Genomic DNA, 25,614 nt, shown 5'->3' with positions numbered 1-25,614 from the left:
CACATGTGGGGGCAAAGCGGCGTAATGCCAGGGCCGGGGCCACTTTGATGCCTGTATGAAGTTTTTCCCTATTGTACTAGGAGTATCTGCGCGCCGCCGCCGCCGCTTGCTTGTCGGACGCAAAAGCAACAAGGTTGCCAAATAGGCTATTTTTGACAGCTGGCGCCCCGCGATGGAGGCTTAGCGTACCATGCGCCTTTTACTCTCCAGACTGAACCGAAGGCGCCTACCTTGTCTCGACTTTCCTTTCGCCAATTGTTATTTGCCGCCTTCATTTTGACGACGGGCATTTTGACGGCCACCTCCGTGCAAGCCCTGCTGACCCTGGAACATCTGGCGCGGCTGGGGCGCGAGACGGCGGCGCAGGCGATTGCCCTGACGGAACAGTCGCAGCGCCTGTCCGAGCGCACCCTGGCCATGGAGCGCAGCGCGCGCCAATTTCTCGTGCTCGATGATCCCGTGTTCCGCGAGCGTTTCGCGGCGGCCCGCGACGAAGCGACGGCGGCGCTGCAAGTACTGAACCGTGCCACGCCCGAGTTCGCTCCCCAGCTGGCCGACGAATGGACGGTGCAGGCGCAATCGGCCTGGGAAGTTTTACAGGCGGGCAAGCGCCGCAAGCGCGATGGCCACGCCGTCGTATACCGCGCGTTTGCCCGCATGGCGCAGATCAATGACAGCCTGGCGCGCGAAAGCAAGACGGAAATCGGCAGCCGCAACGACGCGCTGCTGGCCGAGCTGGAGCGCCAGCGCCGCCTGCTGGGCGTGCTGGTGGGCGGCGCCGTGCTGCTGGCGGCCGTGCTGGCCACCTGCTTCGGTTTTCTGTTGTCGCGTCCGCTGCGCCGCATCAAGACGGCCATCGAGCGTCTGGGCGACAAACGCTACGACCAGCCCATCGTCGTCGGCGGCCCGGCCGACACGCGCCGCCTGGGCCAGCAGCTGGACTGGTTGCGCCAGCGCCTGGCGGATCTCGATGCCGACAAGGAACGGTTTTTGCGCCATATTTCGCATGAATTGAAAACCCCGCTGGCGGCCCTGCGCGAAGGCGTGGCCTTGCTGGAAGACGAGGTGGCGGGCAAGCTCAGCGACAGCCAGCGCGAGATTGCCGGCATCCTGCAGCAAAACACGGCGTCCTTGCAAACCCAGATCGAGGACTTGCTGCGCTACAATACCGCCGCTTTTGACGCCCAGCACCTGGCGCACAGCAAGGTCGATTTGCTCGTCTTGCTGCAAGATGTGGTGGCCGGGCAGCGCCTGCAATGGCTGGCCCGCCGTTTGACGGTCGAGGTGCAGGGCGAATCCATGATCGTGCAGGCCGACCGCGACAAGCTGGCGACGGCGCTGGCGAATTTGCTGTCGAATGCCGTGCGCTTCAGCCCGGAGGGCGGCACCGTGCGTTTCACCCTGTCTTGCGCAGGCGGCCGCGTATGCATCGATTGCATCGACGAGGGCGCCGGCGTGGCGCCCGAGGATGCCGCGCGTATTTTTGAACCGTTTTACCAGGGAGTGCGCCAGGCGGCCGGCGCGCGCAACGGCAATGGCATCGGCCTGTCCATCGTGCGCGAATATATCGCCGCCCACGATGGCAGCGTCACTCTTTTACCGCGCCCCGCCGGCGCGCATTTTCGGATAGAACTGCCCTTATGATGACGAGAATTTCCCTGGGCGCCATGGTCGCCTGCGCATTGCTCTTGGGCGCTTGCGCCGCCAAGCCCCCCATCCAGACGCCCGTGCTGGTGCAAACGCCGCCCCGCGTGGTGGTGGTGGCCGATCCCCAGCTGACCGAACTGCTCGCGTATCAAAGCGCCTTGCGCCTGATGACGCCGTCGGAACTGGTGAAAGCGCAGCTGGACCTGGCGAAAGCCGACCATGCGCCGCAGAACACGCTACGCCGCGCCATGCTGCAAGCGGCCTTGCGCGGTCCCGGCGACCTGGCCCGCGCGCAGGCGCTGCTGGAACCATTGCTGACGGCCACGGGCAAGGATGCGCAACTGCTGGCGCCGCTGGCACAATTGCTGGGCAGCCAGTATGCGGAACTGCGCCGCCAGGAAGAGAGCATCGACAAGCTCAACACGCAGCTGCGCGACGCCCAGCGCCGCAACGACTTGCTCAATGAAAAACTCGAAGCGTTAAAGAATATCGAGCGCAGCCTGTCCGTGCGCCCTGCTGCGGGAGCGCCGAAATGAGCGAGCACGCCCACATTTTATTGGTCGACGACGATCCCGACCTGCTGCGCCTGCTGACCATCCGCCTGAAGGCGGGCAACTATCGCGTGACGGCCGTGGGCAGCGCGGAAGCGGCGCTGGCGCGCCTGGCCGTGGAATTGCCGGCCCTGGTCATTACCGACGTGCAATTGCCGGGCCGCGACGGCCTGGCCTTGTTCGATGAAATCCGCCGCCAGCATGCGGCCCTGCCCGTCATCCTGTTGACTGCCCACGGCACCATTCCCGACGCCGTCGACGCGACGGCGCGCGGCGCGTTTGCGTATCTGACGAAACCGTTCGATGGCAAGCTGCTGATGGAAAAAGTGGCGTATGCCATCAATTTGTCCACCGTCATGCCGGCGCAAGCGTCCGGCGACGAGAGCTGGCGTGCCGAGCTGATCAGCCGTAGTTCGCAGATGGCCGAGCTGCTGGCCGAAGCCAAGCTGGTGGCCGGGTCCGATGCCAGCATCCTGATTCGCGGCCCCAGCGGCACGGGCAAGGAATTGCTGGCGCGCGCCCTGCACAATGCCAGCCGTCGCGCCAAGGCGCCGTTCATCGCCGTCAACTGCGGCGCCATTCCCGAGCAGCTGCTGGAATCGGAATTGTTCGGCCACGTCAAAGGCTCGTTTACGGGCGCCGTCGGCAACCGCGAAGGCTTGTTCCAGGCGGCCGATGGCGGCACCCTGTTTTTGGATGAGATCGGCGACATGCCGCTGCCGCTGCAGGTGAAACTGCTGCGCGTGCTGCAGGAGCGGGCCGTGCGCCCCGTCGGCGCCGACCAGACGCGTCCGGTCGACGTGCGCTTGCTGTCGGCGACCCACCGCGACCTGGACGTGGCGATGACCGAGGGGCAATTCCGCGAAGACTTGTATTACCGCCTGAACGTTGTGACCTTGACCTTGCCGCCGCTGGCCGAGCGACGCGAAGATATCTCTCTGCTGGCGAACCATTTCCTGCAGAAACTGGCAGCCAAGTATCAAAAACCCTTGAACGGTTTCGCGCCCGACGCCTTGACGGCCCTAGTGGCCGCACCATGGCCCGGCAATGTGCGCCAGCTGGTCAATGTCGTTGAGCAAGTGTGCGCGCTGGCGACGGCGCCGCTGGTGCCCTTGTCGCTGGTGCAGCGAGCCCTGCGCGTGCCGTCGCTGGAAGCGCTCAGCTATAACGAAGCCAAGCAGCGCTTCGAGCGCGACTACCTGATTCAGCTGCTGCGCCTGACGGACGGCAACGTGGCCGACGCGGCCCGCCTGGCCGACCGCAACCGCACGGAGTTCTACCGCTTATTGCAGAAATACGAGCTGACGCCGGCCCTGTTCCGGGGCGATGGCGACCCTGTCGCTGAATAGCGACAAAAATAAAGCGTTAAAAATCAGGGGCTTGGCGTAAAACATTGACGGTCTTGCCACAAGCTGTCGCTGCCAGGCGACAGAAAGCCCCCTTTTTCGGGCCAGATCGCCGCGAAATGGGCTGGAAAAATCGAGTGTGACTCTAAGTACTTGATTTTAAATGAAATTTAAAAGCTGGCACGGCGCTTGCTGTATGGGTAGATGTGACGCTTCAAAGTGTTGCTTTATCCAAGTAAGAAGCTTTTAACTTCATTGAGAGGAACTACCATGCAAACATCGAAACTGTTCAATACCCTGGTTGCCGCTATCGTACTGTCGGGCGCCTCGATCACCGCTTCGCATGCCGCTGACTCCGCACCAAAAGCACAAGCTCCTGCTGACACCGTCGTGGCCGCCAACGCTGCCGCAGCCGTCCCTGATGAAACCATCACTTCCTCGGCCAAGGCCGCCCTGAGCGCCGATGCGCAAGCCGCTGCCCTGCCAGTCAAGGTAGCAACCCAGCAAGGTGTGGTCGTCCTGTCGGGCGACGTGCCGAGCGCCGAAGCGGGTGACCGCGTCGTGCAGATCGTCGCTTCCGTGAGCGGCGTGAAAGAAATCAAGAACGAGCTGAAAGTCAAAGCCGCCGGTTAATCCCCTCGCGCTGTACTTTACTCCGGGTTGCCCTGTCTGCGGACAGGGCATTTTTCGTTTACACCAGCAGTGCGTAGGTCGGGTTAGCGCAAAGCGCGTAACCCGACAACATTGTTGGCCAGCGCTGGTGATGTTGTCGGATGACGCTCCTGCGGACCTAATCCGACCTGCAAATCGCCCTCCATTGCGCACGGTATGCGGTCAAACCATCCACTTCCATCATGGGCTCCACCGTCGCCTCCATCGCCGGCACCTCGCCCCAGCGGTGCAGCATCCAGCCGCCGCACGTCGTGCCGCTGGCGTCTTGCGACACGCTCACTTCCTGCCCTGGCCGCAAGGCCGCCAGCAGGGCGGCGAAATGCGGGTTGTCCGTGAAGCTGCCTTCCACCGTCACGGCGCCTTGGGCATCGAGGGCATCGAGGCAATAATCGCTCATCAGCGCGCAATACAGGGTGGCCAGCGCATAGCGTTCCTGGGCCGTACGTGGGGCTGGCCCGACGATGCGCCCCGCCTGCCCGACGAAGGGGCCGCCCGATTCCGCAAAGCAGGGCAGCGCCAGCGTACCCTGGCTGACCAGGCGTGCGATATTGTCCACGCCGCACACTTGAGGTTCGCTGCCCGCCAGCACGGCAAATTCGCGCCCGCCCATGAAGCGCATGCAGGCCACGGGTTGGCCCAGCGCATGCACATTGGCCAGCATGTCGGCCGTTTCATCGAGCCGGCCGAGGGGTGCACCGAAGGCGGCGGCAATCGCCCAGGTACCGGTCGACAAGACCGTGCGCGGCTGGGCTTGCTCTTGCGCATCGAGATAGCGCAGCAAAGAAGCATTGCTGTCGTGGATGCCGCACAGCACCTGGCAATCGGGCAGCAAGCCATTGTTCTCGCGCCACTGCGGCAGCACGGGTCCGAGCGCCGTCCATGCCGATTGCAACGGCGCAAATAATGGCGTCCAATCCATGGTCTCCACCAGCGATGAATAGGTCCCTAGCTGCGGCTGCCACAAATCCGTATGGCAACCGAGCGAGGTCACTTCGCTGGCGGCCACGCCCGATAGCCGCCAGGCCCAGTATTGCGGATAGGTCAGGATATGGCGCGCGTTGGCAAACTCCTGCGGGTAGGTTTTCGCGAGCCAGAACAGTTGCAAGCCCAGGTTCAGGCCGCATGGCAACTGTGGCGACAGGCTGTCGCCGAACGCGGGCCGCAAGCTGGCATACTCGGCCGCCAGCGATTGCGGCAAGGTCGATTCATAGTCGAGAATGGGCAGCACCAGGCCGTCATCGTCGACCAGCGCTGCCGTGGCACCATGCGTGACGGGCACGATGGCGGTGACGTGCGCCAGGCGCGCAAAGGCGGCCAGGCCCGTTTGCAGCCAGTCCCACAGGCGCTCCGTATCGTGGTGCGGATACGGCCCTGCGTGCACGATGCTGTTCGGGCGGCGCTCTTCGGCCAGGATGGCGCCGGCGGCGTCGAGCAGGGTCAGCTTGGCATTCGTCTTGCCGATATCGAGTACTACGGTGGCGTCGATGGTCACGGCCGTCCTTATGCGAGGTGAAACATGGGGGTTAAAGGCACGGCGACGGGCGACGCATCGGCCTGCGTTTCCATCAGGTCGGCCATGTGCGCCCACCAGCGGCGCATCACGGGATGTTGCGGCAGCGCCTCCATCGCGTGGCCGTCCATGCGGCGCAGCACGGCGAACAGCGCGCCCGTATCCTCATCGAGAAAGATGCTGTAGTCGCGCACGCCCGACTCGTGCAGCAGGCTGGCCAGCTCGGGCCAGATGGCGTCGTGGCGGCGCTGGTATTCGGCGGCATGGCCGGGTTTCAACTGCATCTTGAAAGCGATCTGTTGCATGGTTTATTTTCGTGTGTGTTTGCGGTTCAACAGGCGCGGCAGTGCAATCGTGATCAGCAGCAAGATGCCGACGACAATCGTCATGATGACCCCAGGAATATTGAGCAGCGCCAGGCCATACGTCACCATGCCCAGCAGCAGCACGGCCAGCAGCACGCCGCCGATGCTGCCCTTGCCGCCGGCGATGCTCACGCCGCCCAGGATGACCATGGTGATCACTTCGAGTTCCCAGCCCATGGCGATGTTCGGGCGCGTGCTGCCGATGCGTCCCGTCAGCAGCCAGGCGGCCAGGCCCGCCATGGTGCCCGTCGCCACGAACAGGGCGAAGCGGTAGCGGTCCACGGCCACGCCGGAAAAGCGCGCGGCGCCGGGATTGCAGCCGATGGCGTAGATGCGCCGGCCCCAGCTGGTGGCATGCAGCAGCACGGCAAACAGGGCGGTGAAGAGCAGCAGGATGACGAAGGGGCGCGGCACGATGTCGAAGAAATAGCCTTGCCCCCAGTCGATCAGCAGTTGCGGATAGCCCGTGTAGGCCTGGTCGCCCAGGATCACGCTGGCCAGGCCGCGGAACAGGGCCACGGTGCCGATCGTCACGACGATCGACGGCAGGGCGAAGCGCGTCACCAGCACGCCGTTCAGGCAGCCGCAGAGGGCACCCATGGCCAGCGCGACGAACAGCAAGCCTTGCGGCGGCACGCCGTGGTGATGCGCAAACCCTATCGCCACCGAGGACAGCGCCAGGATGCCGGAAACGGAAATGTCGATCTCGCGGCAAATGATCAGCAAGGCCATTGGCAGCGCGATCAACGCCTTCTCGCTGAAGTTGAAGGTGCTGTCGGCCAGATTGTAGGCGTCGAGGAAATTCGGCAGCAGCACGCTGTTGGCCGCGAACACGGCGATCAGCAGCAGCGCCAATAACGCTTCCCAATGGGCAAAATACTGGCCGATGCGGTGCGCCTTGCGGTCGAGGATGGTGTAGCGCGAACGCACTGGCGCCGTCTCCGGCATGCTGCCGTGCAAGGTGGGGACAGTGGCGTTCACGTGGCGCTCCTGTGAGTTGTAGGGGTGAGCCGCGCCAGCGGCAGGATTTGGCGGCCCGTGTTCTTGTTGCCGCGCGCATTGAGCAGCACGGCCGTGAGGATCACGATCCCTGTCAGCGCGCTTTGCCAGAAGGGCGAGACTTTGACGATGGGCAAGGCATTGTTGATGACGGCCAGGAACAGCGAGCCGAGCACTGCGCCGCCCACCGTGCCGGCGCCGCCGGCGATGCTGATGCCGCCGATCACGCAGGCCGCGATCACGGTAAATTCAAAGCCGTAGGCGATTTCCGAATACGCGACGGCATAGCGCGCCACCCACAGATAGCCGCATAGGCCGGCCATCAGGCCTGACAGTCCATACGTCCACAGCAGGCGCCGCGCCGTGGCGATGCCGACGTAGCGGGCCGCCTGCGGCTGGTTGCCGATCGCATACAGGTCGCGCCCGAAGCGCGTATAGCGGGCCAGGTAGCAGGTCAGCACGATGGCGGCGGCGGCGATCCACACGAGGTGGGTCACGCCCAGCAGCCGCGTCAGCGGGAAATCGATGAAGGCGGCCGGCATCTGGTGCGAGGACACCCAGGCGCCGCCCGACAGCACGAATACGAGGCCCCGGTACACGCTCATGGTGCCCAGGGTCACGACGATGGGCGGCAAGTCCAGGTAGCCGATCAGGTAGCCGTTGAGCAGCCCCAGCAGCAGGCCGATGCCCAGCGCCGCCAGGATCACCAGCGCCAGCGGCAACTGCGGATGGTGCACGGCCAGCAGAGCCGACAGCATGCCCGACAGGGCCAGGTTGGACGCCACGGACAGGTCGATGCCGCGCGTGATGATGACGAACATTTGCGTCAGCGCCAGCATGATCAGCAAGGTGCTGTCGGTAAGCAGGCTGGACAGGCTGCCCAGGGTCAGGAAGACGGGCGAACGCAGGCCCACCAGCAGCACCAGCAGCACGATCAGCAGGGCCAGTTGGACTTCGCGTTGTTTCAGATAGCGCATGCCAGCTCCTCGTGCGGCTGGCCGCTGCCGGACGCGGCGGCGACGACGTTTTCAGGGGTCGCCTGGGCGCGTGCAAAGACGCGGTGGATATGGCCCTGGTGCATGACGACGATGCGGTCCGCCATGCCCAGCACTTCGGGCAGCTCGGACGACACGAGGATCACGGACAGGCCTTGCGTGACGAGCTCGCTGATGAAACGGTGCACGGCCGCCTTCGAGCCGATATCGATGCCCTTGGTGGGTTCATCGAGAATGATCACTCTGGGCTTGGTGGCCAGCCACTTGGCCAGCACGACTTTTTGCTGATTGCCGCCCGACAATTCCGACACCATCTGCGTAAAGTGGCTGGCCTTCAATTCGAGCTGCTCGCTCAGGTGGCGCGCGATGGCCGTTTCCTGGGAACGCCGTGGCCGCAGGAAAAAGCCGATGCTGTCCAGAATCGGCAAGGTGATGTTTTGCACGATGGACATCGACAGGTGCGCGCCCTGGTGCTGGCGGTCTTCCGGCACATAGGCGATGCCGTGGCCGATGGCGTCGCTGGCGCAGCCGATGGCCACTTGCTGCCCGCCAATGGCAATGCTGCCGCTCACGCCCGGCGTGAGGCCGAACAGCGCCTGCATCACTTCCGAGCGGCCGGCGCCCACGAGGCCGTAGAAGCCGACGATTTCGCCTTGCCGCACAGAGAAACTGACGTCGTGAAATTCCGTCGGGTGGCACAGTTGCGTCACTTCCAGCACGGTGGGGCCGAGCGGCACGTCCACCTTGGGGAACACTTGCTCGATGGTGCGTCCCACCATCAGCGACACCAACTGCGCTTCCGTGATGTCGGCCAGCGCGCCGGCGGCAACGAAATGGCCGTCGCGCAGCACCGTGTAGGTATCGGCGACGGTAAAGATTTCATCGAATTTGTGCGAAATGAAAATCACCGCCGTGCCCGCCGCGCGCAGTTGGGCGATGATGCGGTACAGCTCGTGGATTTCGCGCTGCGACAGGGAGGCCGTCGGTTCATCCATGATCACCACGCGCGCCTCTTGTGACAGGGCGCGGGCGATTTCCACGAAATGGCGCTGCGCCACGCTCAGTTCCTTGACCTTGGCCAAGACGGGCAACTGCACTTCCAGGCGCGCGAAGATTTTCTCCGCCTCGGCCGCCATGCGCGGCCAATCTATGCGCGCGGGAAAGCCCGTTTGCGGCTGGCGCCCGATATAGATGTTCTCGGCCACCGTGAGTTCTTCGAACATCATGGTTTCCTGGTGCACGGCGGTAATGCCGGCATCCATCGCATCTTGTGGGCTGGAAAAAGAGACGGTTTCGCCGCCCAGCTGCATGCTGCCCGCGTCCGGTTGATAGATGCCCGTCAACGTCTTGACCAGGGTCGACTTGCCGGCGCCGTTTTCGCCGATCAGCGCCATGACTTCACCGGCGCGCACGCAGAGGCCAACCTCGTGCAGCGCGACAACGCCGGCGAAATGCTTGCAGATGCCGGACAGGCGCAGCACCGGCGCCTCCGCCGGCACGGAAATAGGGGGATTCTGTGACATGGTCCGTTCGCACAAAAGAGATTTCGTAGGCCAGGCCGGGCCAGAGGCCCTGACCCGGCAAAAGCCGCCGACAGTCTTAGAAAATCTTCGAGAACTTGTCGACGTTATCCTTGTTGTAGGTGAACGGTGGCGCCAGCGCCGCTTCGCCGCTGGCATCCAGGGTCAGCTTGCCCATGCGGCCCACGGCGATGGTGTCGCCGGGCTTGCTGCCGGCCTTGCCGGTGACATATTGATGGGCTGCATACGTGGCCGCGTAGCCGAGGTCGATCGGGTTCCAGATGGCAAAGCTTTTCACGGCGCCGCTCTTCACGTGGCCGGCCATTTCCGATGGCAGGCCCAGGCCCGTCACGTACACTTTACCGACGAGCTTTTCATCGGCCACGGCCTTGCCGGCCGCATTGATGCCCACCGTGGTCGGCGCGATGATGGCTTTCAGGTTCGGGTTGCTGCGCAACAAGCCGATGGCTTCGCGGTAGCTCTTGTCGGACTGGTCGTCGCCATACACGGTGGCCACCAGCTTGATTTTGGCGTACGCGGGCTGGGCCAGCGTCTTTTTCATTTCGCCGATCCAGATGTTTTGGTTCGTCGCCTGCGCCGTGGCCGACAGGATGGCGATGTCGCCCGCGCCGCCGATGGCGTCGGCCGCCATTTCAATCTGCTTCTGGCCGATCAGCGCGGGGCTGGACGGATTCAATTGCATCAAACGTCCGTCCTTGGCCAGGCCGCTGTCGAACGAGATGACCTTGATGCCGCGCTGCATGGCTTTCTTGGTGATCGGCACCAGCGCATTGGCGTCGTTGGCGGAAATGACGATGGCGTTGACCTTCTGACTGATCAGCGAGCTGATGATTTCGATCTGCCCTTCCGCCGTTGCCGTGGTGGGGCCCGTGTAAATGATTTCCACATCGCCCAGTTGCTTGGCCGCCTCGTTCGCGCCTTCGTGGGCGGCGTCGAAAAAGCCGTTGCCCAGGCTCTTGACGACCATGGCGATCTTGATTTTTTCCGCCGCCTGGGCGCTGCTGGCCAGGCAACCGATCATGCACATGCTCAATGCCGTCACCATCATCTTGTTCAGTTTCATGCCACGTCTCCTTTTATTGTTGCTGCCGGGGCGGTAGACACCATGTCTCCAGCCCTCTGTTTTCCACTGACTAGGTATTGCCTATTGCTCTTGCCACGCCTGCTCCGCCGGCGACAGCGGCATGGCCGCTTCCGCCAGCGCCTCGGGCGCCACGGCCACGACCTTGACGCCCGACTGCTCCAGCATCTGCACGGCCGCATCCGATGCGCCGGTGTCCGTGATGACGCAGGACACGCGGTTCAGGCCGCACAGGATCAGCCCTGCCTTGCGGGCGAACTTGGAACTGTCTGCCAGCACGATCAGCTCTTCGGCCTGGCTGATCAGGCGTTTTTCCGCCTGGATCAGCAAGGGATCCGCTTCCATCAAGCCCAGCATCGACAAGCCATAGATGCCCATGAACATCTTGCCGGCGTAATGGTGCTGGCTGATGTCGTTGTCGAAGGGACTCAGAATGACGTTTTGTTCGCGGTACACCTTGCCGCCGGGCAGGATGATTTCGTTCTCGCTGCTGCGCAATAATTGCTCGGCCATGAGAAAGGAATTGGTGAGGATTTTCAGGCGCTTGTCGACGAGGAATTCCACCATGCGGTAGGTGGTGGTGCCGCCATTGATGATGATGGTGTCGCCATCGCTGCACAGGCCGCAGGCATGCCGGGCGATCGCGCGTTTTTGCGCGGCGCAGCGGTCGATATTGTTATGGAAGGTGTCGCCTGACAGGGCAAACGTGCGCTGTTTCTTCTGCGGCAGGCTTTCGGCGCCGCCACGCGTGCGCACCAGCAGGCTGCGTTCGGCCAGCCACGCGATGTCGCGCCGTACCGTTGCCGGCGACGAATTGAGCCAGCCGACCAATTGGTCGACGCTCGCCACGCCATGCTCGGCAAGTAACTTCAACAGCCCTTTGCGGCGTTTGTGATTAACCACGTTGTCTCCTTTTTGAGTCCTCTCCCGTACCAGCTGCCCGGGGACGACTTCTTTATCGGTGAGCCAGCCTAAGCAGTTGAGCAGTGCATGTCAACATTCAATCAATCAACATGGTGATTATTTGGCGAGCGCGCAAATGCGTGATTGGAGTTCCAATCAACATGATGATTATTTGCGTTTCCCTCACGTTTTTGATTGCTTGTTGATTGACATGATCAGGCCGCTGGCTTCTACTGGGCGTTGCCGTCATGGCGTCCCGCACACAGATGCGGCCATGACAATCCGCACGCACAACCAAGAATGGAGACACTGTATGACCGCCACGATGGACACCACACCGCCTGCGCCCATGGCCTCGTTATGGGACGATGCGCACGCCGCGACCTTGAGTGAACCGGAGCTTCTGCTGTACCGTTCCAACCTGCTCGGTTCGGACATGCGCATCACCAATTTTGGCGGCGGCAATACCTCGGCCAAGATCGCCATGACGGATCACCTGACGGGCGAGCAAGTCGACGTGCTGTGGGTGAAAGGCTCCGGCGGCGACCTGGGAAGCATCAAGCTCGACGGCTTTTCCACCCTGTACATGGACAAGCTGCGCGCCCTCAAAGGCCGCTACCGCGGCCTGGCGCTGGAAGATGAAATGGTCGCCTACCTGCCCCATTGCACCTTCAACCTGAATCCGCGCGCGGCCAGCATCGACACGCCCCTGCACGCCTACATCGCCCGCAAGCACGTCGACCACATGCACCCGGATGCCGTGATCGCCATTGCCGCCTGCGCCAACAGCCAGGCACTGACGCACAAGATTTTTGAAGGCGAACTGGGCTGGCTGCCATGGCAGCGTCCCGGCTACGACCTGGGCCTCAAACTCGAAGCGCTGTCTCAGTCGCAGCCGCATTTGAAAGGCATCATCCTCGAAGGCCATGGCTTGTTTACCTGGGGCGATACGGCCAAGTCCTGCTATGAAACCACCTTGGCCATCATCAAGCGCGCGGAAGACTGGCTGGCGGCCAACACCACGCAGCCGGCGTTCGGCGGCGCCAAATCCGTGCCGCTGCCGGCGCACGAGCGCGCGGCCCTGGCGCAGCGTTTGATGCCTCTGCTGCGCGGCAAGATCAGCCAGGACGAGTACAAGCTGGGCCACTTCGACGACAGCGCCAACGTGCTCGATTTCGTTTGCAGCGCCGACCTGCTGCCGCTGGCCGCGCTGGGCACTTCCTGCCCCGATCACTTCCTGCGCACCAAGATCCGCCCCTTCGTCATCGACTTCGATCCGGCCTATCCTGATTTTGATCGTTTGATCGCCGGCCTGGATGAGGCGCTGGCCGCCTACCGCGCCGATTACCTGGCCTATTACACGCGCTGCAAGCGCGACAACAGCCCCGCCGTGCGCGACGCCAACCCCATCATTTACCTGATCCCCGGCGTGGGCATGCTGTCGTTCGCCAAGGACAAGGCCACGGCGCGCATCGCCGGCGAGTTCTACGTCAACGCCATCAACGTGATGCGCGGCGCCAATGGCGTCGACACCTATGTGGGCTTGCCGGAACAGGAAGCGTTCGACATCGAATACTGGCTGCTGGAAGAAGCCAAGCTGCAGCGCATGCCCAAACCCAAAAGCCTGGCCGGACGCATTGCGCTCGTGACGGGCGGCGGCGGCGGCATCGGCCAGGCCGTGGCGCGACAGCTGCTGCAGGAAGGCGCTTGCGTGATGCTCACCGATATCGACGGCGCCGCGCTGGAAGAGGCCGAGCAGAGCCTGCTGAAGGTGGCGGGACGCGACAATATCGCCACGGTGCGGGCGAACATCACGGCCGAAGGCGACGTCGAGGCCATCCTGAACGCGGCCGCGCTGCGCTTTGGCGGCATCGACCTGCTGGTGTCGAACGCGGGCATCGCTTCCTCGGCGCCGCTGGAAGAAACGACCCTGGAGATGTGGGAGCGCAACCAGTCGATCCTCGTGACCGGCTACTTTCTCGTCAGCCGCGCCGCTTTCCGCATCATGCAGCAGCAGAAGCTCGGTGGCAGCATGGTGTTTGTCGCCAGCAAGAACGGCCTGGTGGCGTCGGCCGGCGCCTCGGCCTATTGCACCGCCAAAGCGGCGGAAATCCACCTGGCCCGCTGCATCGCGCTAGAAGGGGCGCCGCACGGCATCCGCGTCAACGTGGTCAACCCCGATGCCGTCATCCGCGGCTCGCGCATCTGGGACGGCAAGTGGAAGGAAGAGCGGGCCGCCTCGAACAAGATCGAGACGGGGGACATCGAGGAATTCTATCGCCAGCGCAGCATGCTCAAACGTAGTGTGCTGCCGGAAGATATTGCCGAAGCCGTATATTTCCTCTCCAGCGACAAGGCCGCCAAGAGCACGGGCAATATCATCAATGTCGACGCGGGCAACGCGGCCGCATTTACACGTTAATCTAAAAAACGACGCAGCCGGCCATGGCGCCGCTGCGCGCAAGGAGACAAGATGCATAGCATGATCGATAGCGGCCTGGTGGCCGACCACAATGCCAAGCTGCAAGCCAACCTGGAGGCCGACTATGCGGCCCTGGGCGGCGTGCTGGAACGGCGCGGCCAGGACATCGAGCAATTGACGGTGCTGGCGCAGACGTTTGCCGTGGCCGTGCCCAGCTGGGGCGCAGGTACGGGCGGCACGCGCTTTGCCCGCTTCCCTGGCCTGGGCGAACCGCGCAATGTATTTGAAAAACTGGAAGACTGCGCCGTGATCCATCAATTGACGCGCGCCACGCCCGCCGTCTCGCTGCATTTTCCGTGGGACAAGGTCAGCGACACGGCGGCCCTGCGCGACATCGCCGCGAGCCACGGCCTGGGCTTCGACGCCGTCAATTCGAACACTTTCCAGGACCAGGCCGGCCAGGCGCAGTCGTACAAATACGGCAGCCTGACGTCGCACAGCGCGGCCGTGCGTGTGCAAGCCATCGAGCACAACATCGAATGCATCGAACTGGGGCGTGCCTTGGGTTCGAAGGCGCTGACGGTATGGGTGGGCGATGGCGCCAACTTTCCCGGCCAGCACAACCTGCGCGGCGCGCTGGAGCGTTACCTCGACAGCATGCGCGACATCTACGGCGCCCTGCCCGCCGACTGGAATATCTTTATCGAGCATAAACTGTTCGAGCCCGCGTTTTATGCCACCACCATCGCCGACTGGGGCACCAGCTTTGCCTGCGCCAGCGCGCTGGGGCCGAAAGCCAAATGCCTGGTCGACCTGGGCCACCATGCGCCGAATACCAACATCGAGATGATCGTCGCGCGCCTGGCGCAGTTCGGCAAGCTGGGCGGCTTCCATTTCAACGACAGCAAATACGGCGACGACGACCTCGATTCGGGCAGCATCAATCCGTTCCAGTTGTTCCTCGTGTTCAACGAGCTGGCCGATGCGGCCGCGCGCGACGGCGCCGCCTTCCATCCCGCCTACATGCTGGACCAGTCACATAACGTGACGGATCCCATCGAAAGCCTGATGAGCAGCGCAGTCGAGGTGCAGCGCGCTTTCATTCAGTCGGCGCTGGTCGACCGCGCCGCCCTGCGCCATCACCAGGAAGCCAACGACGTGCACGCCTCGGCGCAGGCGCTGAAGCAGGCGTTCCGCACCGATGTCAGCGCCATCCTGGCGATGGCGCGCCAGCGCTCGGGCGCCGCCATCGACCCTGTGGCCAGCTACCGCGCCAGCGGCTACCGCGAGGAGCGGGCCGTGGCGCGGCCACCGAGGGCAGGCGCCAGCAGCAGCGGCATCGTGTAAGGCGCGGTAGCGAGTTAGCGCATTGCTGCTTCCAGGCAAGCTGCCTGGAAGCAGGTAGAATGGCTGGCACTGGCGCCGCTCCCGGCGCCGTTTGTCATCCCCGGCACAGCGTTCTGTTGCAAGGCTGCGCCGTTACCAGGCTACCGCATGTCTTCTTTTTCTCCCGCTGCCCTGCTGCGCAATTTGAAACCCGATAATTTCACTATCGCCCTGCTCGTCACCGTGGCGCTGGCCACTTTCCTGCCCTGCACGGGCCAGACGGCCGTGGTCTTCGGCAATATCACCACGGTCGCCATCGGCGCCCTCTTCTTCCTGCATGGCGCCAAGCTGTCGCGCGAAGCCGTGGTGGCAGGCGCCATGCACTGGCGCTTGCACTTGCTGGTGCTGGCCAGCACCTTTGTCCTGTTTCCGCTGCTGGGCCTGGCCCTGCGTCCGCTGGCGCTGACCTTCCTCACGCCGGACCTGTACATGGGCATCTTGTTCCTGTGCGCGCTGCCGTCCACCGTGCAATCGTCGATCGCCATGACGGCGATGGCGCGCGGCAACGTGCCGGCCGCCATCTGCAGCGCCTCGGCCTCGAATTTCATCGGCATCTTCCTTGCCCCCATCCTCGTGGGCTTGCTGGTGGCCAAGGGCGCGGAAAGCAAGTCGTCCGTGGACGCCGTGCTGTCCATCGTCATGCAACTGCTGTTGCCATTCCTGGCCGGCCAGTTCCTGCGCCGCTGGATCGGCCGCTGGGTCGACCGCCATAAAGCTACCTTGAAGTATGTCGACCAGGGTTCGATCTTGCTGGTGGTCTACACGGCCTTCAGCGAAGCCGTCAGCGAAGGCCTGTGGCATACGATCTCGGTAGAAACCCTGGTCGCCCTGGGCCTGATCAGCCTGTTGCTGCTGGCGCTGGTGCTGGGCATCTCCACCTTTGTCAGCCGCCGCCTGGGCTTCAACAAGGAAGATGAAATCGCCATCGTCTTTTGTGCCTCGAAGAAAAGCCTGGCCAGTGGCGTGCCGATGGCCAAGGTGCTGTTTTCCACCCGTTCGCTGGGCATGGTGATCTTGCCGCTGATGCTGTTCCACCAGATTCAGCTGATGATCTGCGCCGTGATCGCGCAACGCTATGCGCGGCGCGATGAGGGGCAGGATGTGCCGGCGACGACGTTGTGATGGCTACCCTGCCCTAGGCCCCAACAGCAGTGCCTGCCGCAGGCCGTCCACGATCACCGCGTAAGCCTGCCGCCGACTCCCCTCATCAGGCGCGCGCAGCACGTATGCCGGGTGATACACGGTTACCACCGAGCGTCCCGCATGCTCGATAGTCGTGCCGATCAGCGGTGTCATGCTCACCGCACCGTCCTGCAGGATGGACTTCAAGGCTGTGCTGCCCAGCGCCACGATCACCTGCGGCTGGACACGCTCGATCTCTTCTTCCAGCCAGCCATGGCAGGCGAGGATTTCGCGCTGCGCGGGCGTCTTGTGCAGGCGGCGCTTGCCGCGTGGTTCCCACTTGAAATGTTTGACGGCGTTGGTCAGGTAGATGCTGTCGCGCGCCATGCCCGCTTCCTGCATGGCTTGCTCGAGCAGCGCACCGGCCGGGCCCACAAACGGCAAGCCCTCCAGGTCTTCCTGGTCGCCCGGCTGCTCGCCCACGAGCATGATGCGCGCCTGTGCCGGGCCAATGCCCGGCACGGCTTGCGTGGCGTGTTGCCACAGTTCGCAGCGGCGGCACTGGTCCAGGCTGGTCGCTACCTCGCGCGTGGGCTGGGCGCGCTCGGCGGCAATCGGGATCGTGGTGGCGCCGCTGCGCTGGCCCACGCTGGCCGTCTGGCCCGTGCGCCGTTCGCCGTTGGCGGCGCCGCTGAGCATGGCGGGCACGATGGCGCCTTCCGGCAGATTTTTCCAGAAACGCGAGGGGATATGACTGTGCAGCAAATCGGCATTCACGCGCGCGGGGTTGAAGATGCTGCGGTAGTAGGTCAGCCATAGCGCTTCGCCCGCATCGTCGATATCGGCCGCGCCGCTCAGCAGGGCCGGTCCTGCATGCAAGGTCGTGCCATCCCACAGCATGCTGGCGGCGGGCGTGGCGATCATCCAGCTGGTAGCTCCCATGCGGCGGGCAAAGTGGCGCGCCACTTGCGGCAGCACCTCGTGCACGGGTTCGAACCAGGCAACAAAACGGGGCGCGCCCTCGCATTCCGGTCGCTCGCGAAAGCGCACATACGCATGCATGTCGTGCTCCTCGCGGTGCACGGCCTTGACCATGGCGTGCAGGCGCGCGCCGTCCGCGTCGGCGGGCGACATCACGTCGTGCTGGCCCAGCTGCCAGCGCCACAGCACCTGGTACAAAAAGGCCCAGCGGTCAGGCGCGTTGAAGCAGGCGGCGCTTTCCAGCAATTCCACCAGGGGACGGGGCAGGCGCAGCCGTGGCGCGCCGGTATCAGTGGCATCCGGCGTGGCGGAAAACAGGTCGCCCTCACCGGGCTGCGACTGCCAGGCAACGTCGGCAGGTGGCACGCCAAGCGCGATCAGTTCGCGTGCTGCCGCGCGCCACTCATCGAACGACTGCGCCAGCCGCGCCACCGTACTCATGCGGCCTGCAGCTCCGGCCACAGATTCATCTGCTGAGGCGCCTCCGCCATGGCCCGGCGCAGGTGTTCCGAGGCGGTGGTGTCGCGCGCGGGAAAGTAGTCGGCCGTGATGATGAACGGCGCGATTTTCTTCATGCTGCAGCGCAGGCGCGACAGGTCGGCATAGCGCACCTGCCGCAGCCTTCGCAGGTCGACGATGCGCTGGGCATTGCGCAGGCCGATGCCGGGCACGCGAGCGATCATGTGCTGCGCCGCGCGGTTCAAGTCCAGCGGAAAATGTTCGCGGTGCGCCAGCGCCCACGCCAGTTTCGGGTCGATATCGAGCGCCAGGTTGCCGCCCGTGGCCGGCAGCAGTTCGCTGGCCTGGAAACCATAGCTGCGCAGCAGGAAATCGGCCTGGTACAGCCGGTGTTCTCGCAGCATGGGCGGCGGCGCCAGCGGCACGCTTTTCGGGCTGTCGGGGATCGGGCTGAAGGCCGAGTAGTACACGCGCTTGAGTTTATAACTGCCGTACAAGGTCTCGGCCGTGGAAAGGATCTGCTGGTCGTCGCTGGCGTCGGCGCCGACGATCATCTGCGTGCTTTGCCCGGCGGGCGCGAAACGCGGCGAGCGCGGTTCTTCCGCCTTCTCGTCGAGCTTGCGGCGAATGGAACCCATCGCCAGCTTGATCGTATGCACGCTCTTTTCCGGCGCCAGCTTTTGCACGCTGTCCTGTGTCGGCAATTCGATATTGACGCTGAGGCGGTCGGCATAGCGGCCCGCCTGCGCGATCAGGGCCGGATCGGCGTCGGGAATGGTTTTCAAATGGATGTAGCCGCGGAACTGGTGTACCTCGCGCAACTCGCGCGCCACCTGCACCAATTGTTCCATCGTGTAGTCGGCCGACTGGATGATGCCGGAACTGAGGAACAGGCCGTCGATGTAGTTGCGCAGGTAAAAGTCGCTGGTCAATTTCACCACTTCGGCCACCGTAAAGCGGGCGCGCGGCACGTTCGAGGTACGGCGGTTGACGCAGTACTGGCAATCGTACAGGCAGTAATTGGTCAGCAGCACCTTCAGCAGCGAGACGCAGCGCCCGTCCGGCGTGTAGCTGTGGCAAATGCCCATGCCCGAGGTGGCGCCAAAACCGTCCTTGCCGATGGAATCGCGCTTCGGTGCGCCGCTGCTGGCACAGGACGCATCGTACTTGGCCGCATCGGCCAGGATTTCCAGCTTGTCCGTCAATTCCATGGCTCACCTCGATATACTGTGTTTATATACAGTATATCAGGGAATCGGCCTGGTACCGGCTTGATCTGCGCAATGGCATAACGCTATATATCGGTGTATATTACGGTTCTTGTTCTTCAGCTCATCAAGGATACGATCATGCGCCTCACCTCCCTCGCCCGCCTGCTTGGTGCCGCTCTGCTCGCCACCGCCGCCACCTCCGCCCTTGCCGGCGAAGTGGTGGTGTCGGCCGCTGCCAGCCTGACGAACGCGTTCAAGGATGCGGCGCAAAGCTACGAGGCGCAGTATCCGGGCAGCAAGGTGTCCCTGAACTTTGCCGCCTCGGGCGTGCTGCTGCAGCAGATCGTCAAGGGCGCGCCCGTCGACGTGTTTGCCTCTGCCGACCAGGAAACCATGGATGCGGCGCAAAAGCAGGGCCTGGTATTGCCGGCCGACCGCATGGACTTCGTCGGCAACAGCCTGGTGCTGATCGTGCCGCACGATAGCAAGCTGGGCATCAAGAGCCTGGCGGATCTGACCCACAAGGGCGTGACCCGCGTGGCCATCGCCAACCCGGCCAGCGTGCCCGTCGGCCGTTACTCCGAAGGCGCGCTGAGGAAGGCAAAGCTGTGGGACGCCGTGCAAGGGAAAGCCATCGGCACGCAGAACGTGCGCCAGTCGCTCGACTACGTGGCGCGCGGTGAAGTCGATGCGGGCTTTGTCTACGCCACCGACGCGGCCATCATGAAAGACAAGGTCAACGTGGTGCTGGACGTGCCGCTGGACGCGCCCGTGCTGTACCCGATCGCCGTCATCAAGGGCAGCGGCAATGCGGCCGAAGCGAAGCGCTTCGTCAGCTACCTGCAGACGGCGCCGGCGCAAGCCATCCTGGCCAAATACGGTTTCAAGAAACCCTAACGCCACCGCGCCCGCATGGATATCGCCTGGACCGCGCTGGCCCTGTCGCTGAAAGTGGCGGCCTGGGCCACGGCGCTCAATTTGCTGCTCGGCATCGGTACGGGCTATTTGCTGGCGCGCACGCGTTTTCCCGGGCGCGAGCTGCTCGACGCCCTGTTGACCCTGCCGATGGTGATGCCGCCCACCGTGCTCGGCTATTACCTGCTGGTGCTGCTGGGCCGGCGCGGCACCCTGGGCATCTGGTTGCAGGACAACTTCGGCATCAACCTCATTTTTACTTGGCAGGGTGCCGTGATCGCTTCCACGGTGGTCGCCTTTCCCCTCGTCTTCAAGCCCGCGCGCGCCGCCTTCGAAGCGGTCGACGGCCAGCTGGAGCAGGCGGCCCGCGTGCTGGGCATCTCGGAGCTGGCGATTTTCTTTCGCGTTACGTTACCGCTGGCTTGGCGCGGCATCCTCGCCGGCGTGCTGCTGGGCTTTGTGCGCGCGCTCGGTGAATTCGGCGCCACGCTGATGGTGGCCGGCAGCATCCCCGGCAAGACGCAGACCCTGTCGGTGGCCGTGTATGAAGCCGTGCAGGCGGGCCAGGACGACGTGGCCAACACCCTGGTGCTGATCACCTCTGCCGTATGCATCGTGGTGCTGCTGTCGGCTGGCCGCCTGGCGCCCGGGCGCATCGCGCACAAATGACCGCTATGCAACTCGACCTCGACATTCGCGCCACCTTGCGTTCCGGCAAACGCCGCTTCGACCTGCAGGTGCAATGCACCTCAGGCAGCCAGCGCATCGCCATGTATGGCCCCTCCGGCGCCGGCAAGAGCATGACCCTCAAAGCCATTGCCGGACTCTTCACGCCGGACGTGGGCCATATCCGCCTGAACGGGCGCACCCTGTTCGATTCCGCCGCCGGCATCAATCTGCCGCCGCAGCAGCGCAATGTCGCCTACCTGTTCCAGGATTACGCGCTGTTCCCGCACCTGACGGTGCGCCAGAACGTGGGCTTCGGCCTGGCGCGCGGCTGGTTCAATCCCCGCGCGCGCGAAAAATTGCAGAAGGTCGAGCATTGGCTCGACGCGTTTCACTTGCAGGAACTGGCGCACCAGTTTCCCGACGAGTTGTCCGGAGGCCAGCGCCAAAGGGTGGCGCTGGCGAGGGCACTCGTGGCCGAACCGAATGCCCTGCTGCTCGACGAGCCGTTCGCCGCCCTCGATCCGGCCCTGCGTGTCAAAATGCGGCTGGAACTGAGCCAGTGGCAGCAGCGCCTGGACGTGCCCATGATCCTGATCACCCATGACCCGGAAGATGCGCGCATCCTGGGCGAGCATGTGCTGTACTTGCGCGACGGACAGATCGATAACAGGGAAGAACACATGGCATTGGGTGAACGCATTGGATAAATCGGCGGCAGCGGAAATCGGCCTGCAAGGCTCGGTATGGATGACGGTGGGCGGCGAGCACCTGGGCGGCGCCGGTCGGGTGGAATTGCTGGGCGCCATCGCCGAATGCGGCTCCATCACGCAGGCGGCCAAGCTTGTGAAGATGAGCTACAAGGCGGCCTGGGATGCCATCGACGCGATGAACAACCTGGCCGGCGAGCCGCTGGTCGAGCGCTTGACGGGCGGCAAGGGCGGCGGCGGCACGCGCCTGACGCAGCGGGGACGCCAGCTGGTCGACAATTTCCGCATCATCGAGCGCGAGCATGCGCGCTACCTGCGCCAGCTGGGCAGCCAGGCCGAAGGCATCGCCGACGATCTTTTACTCATACGGAGAATGGCCATGAAAACCACGGCACGCAATCAATTCCTGGGCAAGGTGGCCGAACTGAAACAAGGCGCCGTCAACGATGAAGTCACCCTGGAATTGCCGGGCGGCCAGCATATCGTCGCCATTGTCACGCAAGGCAGCAGCGCCAGCCTGGGCCTGGTGCCGGGCGCGGAAGCGTTTGCGCTGATCAAGGCCTCGTCCATCATCCTCGTGGCCGATAGCGCTGGCGCGCGCTTTTCCGCGCGCAACCAGCTGGCCGGGCTGGTGACGCGCGTGCAGACGGGCGCCGTCAATACGGAAGTGGTGCTGGACCTGCCACGAGGCGGCACGATCGCCGCCATCATCACGAACCAGAGCAGCACCGAGCTGGGCATTGAGATCGGCAGCAAGGTGACGGCAATATTTAAAGCGTCCAGCGTGATTCTGGGCGTGCCGGCGTAAGCGGCGACGCTGACCAGGTTCTGGGGTCAGACCCGGCGGGTCTGACCCCAGTTTTACGTTGCAGGCTTAATCCTTCAGCCTGGACAACCAATCGGCCGCCGCCGCCAGCGCCTGCTCCAGCTCCTGTCCCGTCTGCGTCAGCAGCGCCGGCACCTCGTCGAGGCGGCCCGCGTCGATGGCTTCCTCGGTGGCGAACGCGGCGCGGATCAGGCGTTTCGTGCCCAGGGTGCCGACGGAGCCGCGCACGCTGTGCAGGATGCGCGCCACGTCGCTGTGGCGGCCCGCCTGCAACGCTGTTTCGGCGTCGCGCACGGGCGTCATGCCCTTGTTCAGCGCGTCTTCCACCATGCGCCGCAGCACGCCGCGCCCCTTCGCATCGCGTCCCATCACGCGCATCAGCGGCGCCATGGAAAACACTTCCTCGTCGGCAACGGGCGCCGGCCCGGCCGTCTGCACTGGCGGGCGCTTGGGCAGGTGGCGCAGGATCACTTCCATCATCTCTTCCACCACCACGGGCTTGGCGATGAAATCGCTGATGCCGGCCGTCATGCAGCGCTCGCGCTCGGACGCCAGCACGCCGGCCGTCATGGCGATCACGGGCAGGCTCAAGCGCAGTTCCGTGCGGATGATGTGGGTGGCGCTGAAGCCGTCCATGACGGGCATCTGCATGTCCATCAGCACGATGTCGTAGCGCAGCGCTTCCGTGCGCAGCCGTTCCACCGCTTGCAAGCCGTCGCCCACCACGTCGAGGGTGGCGCCCATGTGTTCGAGGATGCCGCGCGCCACGGCCTGGTTCAAATGGTTGTCTTCCACCAGCAGGAAATGCACGCCGGCCAGTTCCGTGCCCAGCGGCTGGTGCAGGATGCGCTGCTCGCCGCCGTCGTTCTTGGCGATCAGCGCCTGGTGCAGGGCATCGAACAGGCTCGAGCCCGTGATCGGCTTCATCAGCACGACGTCGGCCTCGGCCGCGCTGGAGATTTCCTCCAGGTGGTTGCGGGCGAAGGCGTTGACCATCACCACGATGGGCTGGCGCTGGCCGCTGGCTGCCTGACGGATGGCCTTGGCCGTGGCCAGGCCGTCCATCACGGGCATGTGCCAGTCGGCCAGCACCACGTCGTACGGCTGCTGCTGCGCCAGGCGTTCGCGGTACAGTTCGATGGCGGCAAAGCCGGAGTCCACTTCGTCGGCCAGCCAGCCCCACGCCTCGATCAGCTTGACGATCAGTTCGCGCGTGGTGCGGTTGTCGTCGGCCACCAGCAGGCGCAGCTGGCCCAGGGTGGGCGTGCGCCGCGTTTCGGCCGGCTGCGCCAGCATGTCGAACGGCACGCTGAACCAGAAGCGGCTGCCCTTGCCTTCGCTGCTGGCGACGGCGATGTCGCCGCCCATCATGTGGATCAGCTGCTTGCTGATGGCCAGGCCCAGGCCCGTGCCGCCGAAGCGCCGCGTGATGCTCTGGTCGCCCTGCGAAAACGCGGCAAACAGCTGCTGTTGCTGCAACTCCGTCATGCCGATGCCCGTGTCGCGCACTTCGAAGCGCAGCCAGGCGCGGCCGTTGTCTTTCTCGGCCAGGCTGACGGCCACCACCACTTCGCCGCTCTCGGTAAACTTGATGGCGTTGCCGGCCAGGTTGACGAGAATCTGCTGCAGCCGCTGGGCGTCGCCCACGAGGCGGCGCGGCACGTCGGGCTCGACGGCAATCGCCAGTTCCAGCTCCTTTTCGCCCGCATTCATCGTCATGGTCGTGGCCAGCGTGTTCATGACCTCGTCGAGGTCGAATTCGACGGGCGACAATTCCATGCGGCGCGCCTCGATCTTCGAATAATCGAGCACGTCGTTGAGGATCCCCAGCAGCGACTGGCCCGCCACGCGCACCATGGTCAGGTACTTGCGCTGTTCCGTGTCGAGCTTGGTATTGCCCAGCAAATACACCATGCCCAGCACGGCATTGAGGGGCGTGCGGATTTCATGGCTCATGTTGGCCACGAAGTCGCTCTTCGCGCGGTTGGCCGCCTCGGCCCGGTCGCGTTCCTGTTCCAGCTCCGCCGCGCGCGATTCGAGTTCCTGCTGCAGCCGGTCGCGTTCGCTCATCAGGCCGTTGAACGCTTCCGTCAGCTCGCCGATCTCGTCGCGCTGCTGCACCGGCACGGGGGTGAAGCGGCTGCCGCTGGTGCGCAGCGCCTGCAGGGTGTCGCGCAGGCGCACCAGCGGCGAGAGCAGGCGCACGGTGACCCAGCCCAGAACGGCTGCGGCCAGCAGCGAGGCGAGGATGCTCCACAGCACCAGCCGGTACAGCACGCCGTCGAACGGTTCGAAGGCGTCGTCGAGGGGCAGCGAGGCGGCCAGCAGCCAGTTCACCGATTTCAGGCGCTTGAAGCTGTTGACGGCCGTGATGCCGCGGCTGTTGGTGCTGACCATGGTGCCTTCGCCATCGTCCTTCAGCAGCTGGGTGGTCGTCAGGTTGGCGTTCGGCAGGCGCGGCTGCAGCAAACGGCTGGTGTCGGGGTGCAGCACATAGCGCGGCACGGCGCCGCGCGTGAGGATGAAGTAATAGCCGCTCTTGCCGATCTTTTCCGAACGCAGGCGGCCCAGCAGGTTGTCCTTGTACAGGCGCAGCACGCCGATCAACACGCCGGCCACCTGGCCATCGGCGGCGAGTATGGGCGCGACCATCTGCACGATGGGCATGCCGCTCGATTTGCCCAGCATCGGCTCGGTGATCATGGGCTGGCGCGTGCGCAGCACGGTCTGGAAATACTCGCGCTCGGCGACGTTGATGCCGGCGCGTCCCGCCACTTCCGGCATGTCGGCCACGACGGCGCCGTGCGCGTCGAGCACCAGCACGTCGTCGAACAGCACCAGCATCGAGCGGCGCGAATAGTAGTCGCGCAATTGGACGGGCTGGCCGATCAGTTCCGGCGGCTGCTGCCGTGCCGTCAGGGTGACGATCTGCAGCAGCATGCCCAGCTTGTCGTCGAGTTCGGCGGCGGTGCGGGTGATCAGCGATGATTGCTGGCTCAGCAGGACGCGGGTGAAATCGTCGCGCATGTGCTGCACCTGGATCATGGTGACCAGGGCGATCATGGCGATCGAGGTCAGGCTGGTAGCCAGCGCGACTTTTGCTTTGATGCCGAGAGGCTTCATGATTTCCTTTTCAGTACCGTGCGGCACAGGCGGCAGATAATGCTGTCAGGAATTTTCCTATCAATACCCCAGCTTGGCAAGCGCCGCCACGCAAATTGCCCTCTCCGCATGGGCTTTTGACGATGTTGCCATATAATTAAAGGCTGGACGTCGTTTATTCGCCGAAATTACGGTGAAATTGGC

General features: G+C 64.2%; 21 protein-coding genes. 11 read left to right on the top strand and 10 right to left on the bottom strand.

The genetic code is table 11. The annotated features are described in order from the left end of the window. The first annotated feature begins 231 nt into the window (after positions 1-231). The 4 genes from VM94_RS00965 to VM94_RS00950 all read left to right on the top strand — a co-directional run bounded on the left by VM94_RS00965 (position 232) and on the right by VM94_RS00950 (position 4,177). Positions 232-1,644 carry a sensor histidine kinase gene (locus VM94_RS00965; RefSeq protein ID WP_046681796.1) on the top strand — a complete coding sequence of 471 codons (1,413 nt, stop codon included), beginning with the start codon at positions 232-234 and terminating at the stop codon, positions 1,642-1,644. After that, on the top strand, positions 1,641-2,183 hold the full coding sequence (locus VM94_RS00960; protein ID WP_046681795.1) for a hypothetical protein: 543 nt from the start codon (positions 1,641-1,643) through the stop codon (positions 2,181-2,183). Before VM94_RS00965 ends, VM94_RS00960 begins: the two co-directional genes overlap by 4 nt. Continuing rightward, on the top strand, positions 2,180-3,547 hold the full coding sequence (locus VM94_RS00955) for a sigma 54-interacting transcriptional regulator (protein WP_046681794.1): 1,368 nt from the start codon (positions 2,180-2,182) through the stop codon (positions 3,545-3,547). Before VM94_RS00960 ends, VM94_RS00955 begins: the two co-directional genes overlap by 4 nt. Before the next feature lie 267 nt (positions 3,548-3,814). Continuing rightward, positions 3,815-4,177, top strand: coding sequence for a BON domain-containing protein (locus tag VM94_RS00950; RefSeq protein WP_034752546.1), 363 nt, complete (start codon positions 3,815-3,817; stop codon positions 4,175-4,177). Between the two features lie 157 nt (positions 4,178-4,334). Here the strand turns inward: VM94_RS00950 and VM94_RS00945 are convergent, their stop codons facing one another. The 7 genes from VM94_RS00945 to VM94_RS00915 all read right to left on the bottom strand — a co-directional run bounded on the left by VM94_RS00945 (position 4,335) and on the right by VM94_RS00915 (position 11,610). Further along, a complete protein-coding gene (locus tag VM94_RS00945; RefSeq protein ID WP_138828953.1) occupies positions 4,335-5,708 on the bottom strand; it encodes an FGGY-family carbohydrate kinase in 1,374 nt (457 codons plus the stop codon). Between the two features lie 8 nt (positions 5,709-5,716). Further along, entirely contained in the window at positions 5,717-6,031 is a 315-nt protein-coding gene (gene rhaM / locus VM94_RS00940; RefSeq protein ID WP_046681793.1) for an L-rhamnose mutarotase, read from the bottom strand. Between the two features lie 3 nt (positions 6,032-6,034). Continuing rightward, entirely contained in the window at positions 6,035-7,039 is a 1,005-nt protein-coding gene (locus VM94_RS00935) for an ABC transporter permease (RefSeq protein ID WP_082127517.1), read from the bottom strand. 29 nt (positions 7,040-7,068) lie between these two features. Then, positions 7,069-8,067 carry an ABC transporter permease gene (locus VM94_RS00930; protein WP_046681792.1) on the bottom strand — a complete coding sequence of 333 codons (999 nt, stop codon included), beginning with the start codon at positions 8,065-8,067 and terminating at the stop codon, positions 7,069-7,071. Next, the gene (locus VM94_RS00925; RefSeq protein WP_046681791.1) at positions 8,055-9,608 is read right to left on the bottom strand and encodes a sugar ABC transporter ATP-binding protein; all 1,554 of its coding nucleotides are present in this window, start codon (positions 9,606-9,608) and stop codon (positions 8,055-8,057) included. Before VM94_RS00925 ends, VM94_RS00930 begins: the two co-directional genes overlap by 13 nt. Positions 9,609-9,684: 76 nt before the next feature. Continuing rightward, positions 9,685-10,671: a rhamnose ABC transporter substrate-binding protein gene (rhaS, locus tag VM94_RS00920; RefSeq protein ID WP_409929623.1), complete on the bottom strand. Its 987-nt coding sequence runs from the start codon at positions 10,669-10,671 to the stop codon at positions 9,685-9,687. Between the two features lie 99 nt (positions 10,672-10,770). Then, positions 10,771-11,610, bottom strand: a complete 840-nt coding sequence (locus VM94_RS00915) for a DeoR/GlpR family DNA-binding transcription regulator (protein WP_046681789.1) — start codon at positions 11,608-11,610, stop codon at positions 10,771-10,773. 313 nt (positions 11,611-11,923) lie between these two features. Between VM94_RS00915 and VM94_RS00910 the strand changes: the two genes are divergently transcribed. From VM94_RS00910 to VM94_RS00900, 3 genes are all read left to right on the top strand, one after another. After that, positions 11,924-14,032, top strand: a complete 2,109-nt coding sequence (locus VM94_RS00910; RefSeq protein WP_082127495.1) for a bifunctional rhamnulose-1-phosphate aldolase/short-chain dehydrogenase — start codon at positions 11,924-11,926, stop codon at positions 14,030-14,032. Between the two features lie 51 nt (positions 14,033-14,083). Continuing rightward, complete coding sequence (gene rhaI, locus VM94_RS00905) at positions 14,084-15,379, top strand: L-rhamnose catabolism isomerase (protein WP_046681788.1); 1,296 nt, start codon at positions 14,084-14,086, stop codon at positions 15,377-15,379. 147 nt (positions 15,380-15,526) lie between these two features. Continuing rightward, the gene (locus VM94_RS00900; RefSeq protein WP_046681787.1) at positions 15,527-16,540 is read left to right on the top strand and encodes a bile acid:sodium symporter family protein; all 1,014 of its coding nucleotides are present in this window, start codon (positions 15,527-15,529) and stop codon (positions 16,538-16,540) included. Between the two features lie 3 nt (positions 16,541-16,543). On the opposite strand, the gene VM94_RS00895 is transcribed toward VM94_RS00900, so the two are convergent. Continuing rightward, positions 16,544-17,962, bottom strand: a complete 1,419-nt coding sequence (locus VM94_RS00895) for a UdgX family uracil-DNA binding protein (protein ID WP_046681786.1) — start codon at positions 17,960-17,962, stop codon at positions 16,544-16,546. After that, positions 17,959-19,191 (bottom strand): putative DNA modification/repair radical SAM protein, encoded by a 1,233-nt coding sequence (locus VM94_RS00890; protein WP_046681785.1) that lies wholly within the window; start codon positions 19,189-19,191, stop codon positions 17,959-17,961. The genes VM94_RS00895 and VM94_RS00890 overlap by 4 nt, the downstream gene beginning before the upstream one ends. Before the next feature lie 138 nt (positions 19,192-19,329). Here VM94_RS00890 and modA point away from each other — a divergent pair, with 138 nt between their 5' ends. Genes modA through VM94_RS00870 form a run of 4 tightly spaced genes read left to right on the top strand, consistent with a single transcriptional unit; the run spans position 19,330 to position 22,290 of the window. After that, the gene (gene modA / locus VM94_RS00885; protein WP_046681784.1) at positions 19,330-20,088 is read left to right on the top strand and encodes a molybdate ABC transporter substrate-binding protein; all 759 of its coding nucleotides are present in this window, start codon (positions 19,330-19,332) and stop codon (positions 20,086-20,088) included. Positions 20,089-20,103: 15 nt separating this feature from the next. After that, complete coding sequence (modB, locus tag VM94_RS00880; protein ID WP_046681783.1) at positions 20,104-20,775, top strand: molybdate ABC transporter permease subunit; 672 nt, start codon at positions 20,104-20,106, stop codon at positions 20,773-20,775. Positions 20,776-20,780: 5 nt separating this feature from the next. Beyond that, positions 20,781-21,482, top strand: a complete 702-nt coding sequence (locus tag VM94_RS00875) for a sulfate/molybdate ABC transporter ATP-binding protein (protein WP_046681782.1) — start codon at positions 20,781-20,783, stop codon at positions 21,480-21,482. Between the two features lie 40 nt (positions 21,483-21,522). Next, entirely contained in the window at positions 21,523-22,290 is a 768-nt protein-coding gene (locus VM94_RS00870) for a TOBE domain-containing protein (protein WP_046682043.1), read from the top strand. Between the two features lie 66 nt (positions 22,291-22,356). On the opposite strand, the gene VM94_RS00865 is transcribed toward VM94_RS00870, so the two are convergent. Beyond that, on the bottom strand, positions 22,357-25,431 hold the full coding sequence (locus VM94_RS00865; RefSeq protein ID WP_046681781.1) for a response regulator: 3,075 nt from the start codon (positions 25,429-25,431) through the stop codon (positions 22,357-22,359). Positions 25,432-25,614 lie beyond the last annotated feature (183 nt).

The sequence above is a fragment of the Janthinobacterium sp. KBS0711 genome, assembly GCF_000988085.1.
In the GTDB taxonomy this organism is placed as follows: domain Bacteria; phylum Pseudomonadota; class Gammaproteobacteria; order Burkholderiales; family Burkholderiaceae_D; genus Janthinobacterium; species Janthinobacterium lividum_E.
The sequence above is the reverse complement of the archived record's forward strand: the minus strand, read 5'-3'. Positions and strand labels throughout refer to the sequence as shown.

Excerpts from the sequence above, each read along its gene's own strand:
- VM94_RS00875 (WP_046681782.1), top strand. The coding sequence starts at position 20,781 with ATGCAACTCGACCTCGACATTCGCGCCACCTTGCGTTCCGGCAAACGC.
- VM94_RS00935 (WP_082127517.1), bottom strand. The coding sequence starts at position 7,039 with ATGCCGGAGACGGCGCCAGTGCGTTCGCGCTACACCATCCTCGACCGC.
- rhaI (WP_046681788.1), top strand. The coding sequence starts at position 14,084 with ATGCATAGCATGATCGATAGCGGCCTGGTGGCCGACCACAATGCCAAG.
- VM94_RS00955 (WP_046681794.1), top strand. The coding sequence starts at position 2,180 with ATGAGCGAGCACGCCCACATTTTATTGGTCGACGACGATCCCGACCTG.
- VM94_RS00865 (WP_046681781.1), bottom strand. The coding sequence starts at position 25,431 with ATGAAGCCTCTCGGCATCAAAGCAAAAGTCGCGCTGGCTACCAGCCTG.
- VM94_RS00900 (WP_046681787.1), top strand. The coding sequence starts at position 15,527 with ATGTCTTCTTTTTCTCCCGCTGCCCTGCTGCGCAATTTGAAACCCGAT.
- rhaS (WP_409929623.1), bottom strand. The coding sequence starts at position 10,671 with ATGGTGACGGCATTGAGCATGTGCATGATCGGTTGCCTGGCCAGCAGC.
- modA (WP_046681784.1), top strand. The coding sequence starts at position 19,330 with ATGCGCCTCACCTCCCTCGCCCGCCTGCTTGGTGCCGCTCTGCTCGCC.
- VM94_RS00930 (WP_046681792.1), bottom strand. The coding sequence starts at position 8,067 with ATGCGCTATCTGAAACAACGCGAAGTCCAACTGGCCCTGCTGATCGTG.
- VM94_RS00925 (WP_046681791.1), bottom strand. The coding sequence starts at position 9,608 with ATGTCACAGAATCCCCCTATTTCCGTGCCGGCGGAGGCGCCGGTGCTG.
- rhaM (WP_046681793.1), bottom strand. The coding sequence starts at position 6,031 with ATGCAACAGATCGCTTTCAAGATGCAGTTGAAACCCGGCCATGCCGCC.
- modB (WP_046681783.1), top strand. The coding sequence starts at position 20,104 with ATGGATATCGCCTGGACCGCGCTGGCCCTGTCGCTGAAAGTGGCGGCC.
- VM94_RS00870 (WP_046682043.1), top strand. The coding sequence starts at position 21,523 with ATGACGGTGGGCGGCGAGCACCTGGGCGGCGCCGGTCGGGTGGAATTG.
- VM94_RS00960 (WP_046681795.1), top strand. The coding sequence starts at position 1,641 with ATGATGACGAGAATTTCCCTGGGCGCCATGGTCGCCTGCGCATTGCTC.
- VM94_RS00895 (WP_046681786.1), bottom strand. The coding sequence starts at position 17,962 with ATGAGTACGGTGGCGCGGCTGGCGCAGTCGTTCGATGAGTGGCGCGCG.
- VM94_RS00890 (WP_046681785.1), bottom strand. The coding sequence starts at position 19,191 with ATGGAATTGACGGACAAGCTGGAAATCCTGGCCGATGCGGCCAAGTAC.
- VM94_RS00910 (WP_082127495.1), top strand. The coding sequence starts at position 11,924 with ATGACCGCCACGATGGACACCACACCGCCTGCGCCCATGGCCTCGTTA.
- VM94_RS00950 (WP_034752546.1), top strand. The coding sequence starts at position 3,815 with ATGCAAACATCGAAACTGTTCAATACCCTGGTTGCCGCTATCGTACTG.